Raw genomic sequence first — 2,829 nt, 5'->3', positions numbered from 1 at the left:
CCGAAACCTCGACCCCGCCCGCGGCCAGCGAACCCGCGCCGTCGGGTGCGGCAGCGACGCCGACCCAGATCGCCCAGATCGTCGAGCAGGAATTTCCTACATATGACGGCGACAAGAATGGCGATCTGAACGAAGCCGAATTCGGCGCATGGATGAAGAAACTGCGCGCCGCGACCGATCCGAGTGCCGATGTCGAATCGGCCGATGTGAAAACATGGATCGGACAGGCCTTCGCTTCGGCCGACGGAGACAAGTCGGGCGGCGTGAACAAGACCGAACTGACCGGTTTCCTGTCGCGCGGCGCTTAACTGAGCGTCCCGGACCGGGTGGTGCAGCCGTCGGAGAGATCCGGCGGCTGCATCCATTTGTATGGGACGCGGCCTTGCCGTTCAGGGTTGCTGCACAGCGATGATCGTCAGCTTGTGTTCGACACCGTTGCGGTCGGGCCATTGGATGGACTGGCCGATACTGAGCCCGATGAGGCCCGCGCCGATTGGTGTCATGATCGATATCCTGCCGCCCGAGATATCGGCTTCGCCCGGATAGACGATGCTGACGGTGCGTTCAGCACCGCTCTTTTCATCGAGAAATGTGACCTGCGATCCCATCGTCACGACATTCGCCGGCATCGATTCGGCGCTGCAGATTGTGGCGCGATCGATTTCGCCGAGCAGCAATTCGTAAAGGCGGGCGTGCTCATGCTGTTTTTGCAGGGTAAGTTCGGTCAGCGTATCGGCTTCGCTGTCGATCATGCGGATTTTCGGCCTTGCGGCCTTGCTTCTGGACATGGGTGCGGACTTTCCGGCTGGCGCGCGAACACAAACATCGGTTCGCGCGCGAAATATCTGGACGGAATTTGCCCCGGGTTCGGGGCAGTCGCGCCGGAACCCGGGGCTAGATGCCCGCGAGAAGCTGTCCCCCGTGGAAACGGAAGCGGAGAAGGCCGCGTCGAATCTGCATTGGATGATGATGTCGTGCGGGAGGGAAGAAGTCAAATGGGCTAGATGAGCCCCATCGCGCGAAAGCTGCGATAATCCGAACCGCCGATGATGATGTGGTCGTGCAGCGCGATGCCCAGCTTCGCCGCTGCTCCGGCGATCTCGCGCGTGATCGCGATATCCTGCCGGCTCGGTTCGGGGCTGCCGCTCGGGTGATTGTGGACGAGGATGATCGCCGAAGCGCCGAGTTCGAGCGCGCGCTTGATCACTTCGCGAACATAGATCGCAGACTGGTCGATCGACCCTTCGCTCGCAAGTTCGTCGCGGATCAGCATGTTGCGCGAGTTGAGATACAGGACGCGGACACGCTCGACGTCGATCGGTCCCATGTCGGCGCGCAGCCAGTCGAGCAGCGCGTCCCAGCTCGATAGAAGGGGCTTGTCGCGAAATTCACCCTTGAGCAGGCGCAGGCTCGCCGCCTGCACGATTTTCAGCGCCGCAATGCCGGTGTCGCCAAGGCCATCGACGCGGCGCAGCGATTCGGGATCGGCGCTGATCAGCTGGGCGAACGACCCGAACTCGCGCAGCAACGCCTTGGCGAGCGGCTTGGTATCGCGGCGCGGGATCGCAAGCGCGAGCAGATATTCGACGAGTTCATAGTCGGCGAGGCCGTCCGTGTCGTCCAGCAGCCTTGCCCGCAAGCGTGCGCGATGTCCCTGATGATCCGGCGTGTCCCCCATGAGGACCCGAATAACCGCCTTGTGGGGCGCACTCAACGGCCATAGAAAAGGATGATGGCGAACCGGACCAATTTCCTGCATCGAACCGGGATTTCCGGCGTTGCTCCCCTGAACGGGGTTCGGGCTGGAGGACGGAAAATCTGTACGCCATGACGTCATCGGCCGCTTTCCGTTCGCCCGTCTTCTCTTTTGTGCGGCCGCCGCATGGCTGACGCCGACGCAGCGCCGAGGCCCCGGCTGCGGTACCGGACCCTGTTGTTCAAGAAACGCTGGCTGACCGCGGGAGCGGTTGCAGCGCTGATCGCCGGCGTGTGGCTGGCGCGCGAGCCGATCGCCGACCGCTTCATCAGCGACCAGCTCGGCAGCCGGGGCGTCCCGGCGCAGTACCGGATCGATTCGATCGGCTTTCGCAGCGAACGCCTTTCGAACATCGTCATCGGCGATCCGGCCCGGCCCGACCTCACTGCGAAAAAGGTGGAGGTCTTCCTCGGTTACGGCTGGTCCGGGCCTTATGTGTCGGGGATTCATGCCGAGGGAGTCCGGCTCTACGGCGGTTTCGTTGACGGACGGCTTTCGTTCGGTTCGCTCGACCGGTTCCGCGACCCGACCAGTACCGACCCCTTTGCCTTGCCCGACCTGTCGGTCGTGCTGCGCGATGCGCGGGCGCGAATCGGGACGCCATGGGGCAACATCGGCGCGGCGCTCAACGGCAACGGCAACCTGCGCCGCGACTTTACCGGCAAGCTGGCGCTGGTCGCGCCCGCGATCGCCGCCGCGGGATGTGGCGGAACCGACCTCAGCTTCTATGGCACCGTGCTCGTCCGTAACGTCCGCCCGCAGATCGTCGGCCCGCTGCGGGGGCGCAGCCTGCGCTGCGCCGATGGCAAGGTGACCGCGGTCTCGCCGCAGGTTGCGCTCGATCTTTCGCTTTCGGAAGATTTGCAAAGCTGGAAGGGCGAAGCCGATGCGAGCATCGCCGAACTCGTCGCCGGTCCCGTGCAGGCCGACCGGCTGGGCGTGCTCGCGCGATTCGAGGGCACGGCGATCCGCACCAGGCTGAACGTCGATGCCGACATGGCGCGCGTGCGCGGTGCGGACTTTGCCGCCGACAGCGTCAGCCTCGATGCCAATGGCGTGGTCGGGAGCGCGGC

2 protein-coding genes and 2 pseudogenes are annotated in these 2,829 nt (G+C 64.5%); 2 read left to right on the top strand and 2 right to left on the bottom strand.

Annotated features, from left to right (window positions below):
• Positions 1-308 (top strand): annotated as a pseudogene (locus tag VN047_RS10460) (calcium-binding protein); the annotation flags it as partial.
• A gap of 81 nt (positions 309-389) precedes the next feature.
• Here VN047_RS10460 and rnk read toward each other — a convergent pair.
• Positions 390-788: a nucleoside diphosphate kinase regulator gene (gene rnk, locus VN047_RS10455; protein WP_325542412.1), complete on the bottom strand. Its 399-nt coding sequence runs from the start codon at positions 786-788 to the stop codon at positions 390-392.
• A gap of 212 nt (positions 789-1,000) precedes the next feature.
• Positions 1,001-1,678, bottom strand: a complete 678-nt coding sequence (gene radC / locus VN047_RS10450) for a RadC family protein (protein WP_325542411.1) — start codon at positions 1,676-1,678, stop codon at positions 1,001-1,003.
• A 204-nt stretch (positions 1,679-1,882) separates the two neighbouring features.
• On the opposite strand from radC, the pseudogene VN047_RS10445 reads away from it, so the two are divergent.
• Positions 1,883-2,829, top strand: a pseudogene (locus VN047_RS10445) (hypothetical protein); the annotation flags it as partial.

The sequence above is a fragment of the Sphingopyxis sp. genome, from assembly GCF_035565275.1.
Taxonomy (GTDB): Bacteria; Pseudomonadota; Alphaproteobacteria; order Sphingomonadales; family Sphingomonadaceae; genus Sphingopyxis.
Note: the sequence above shows the minus strand (reverse complement) of the source record. Positions and strands in the feature narration are given on the sequence as shown.

Bases quoted from the DNA above. Each gene is read 5' to 3' on its own strand.
- radC (WP_325542411.1), bottom strand. From the start codon at position 1,678: ATGGGGGACACGCCGGATCATCAGGGACATCGCGCACGCTTGCGGGCA.
- rnk (WP_325542412.1), bottom strand. From the start codon at position 788: ATGTCCAGAAGCAAGGCCGCAAGGCCGAAAATCCGCATGATCGACAGC.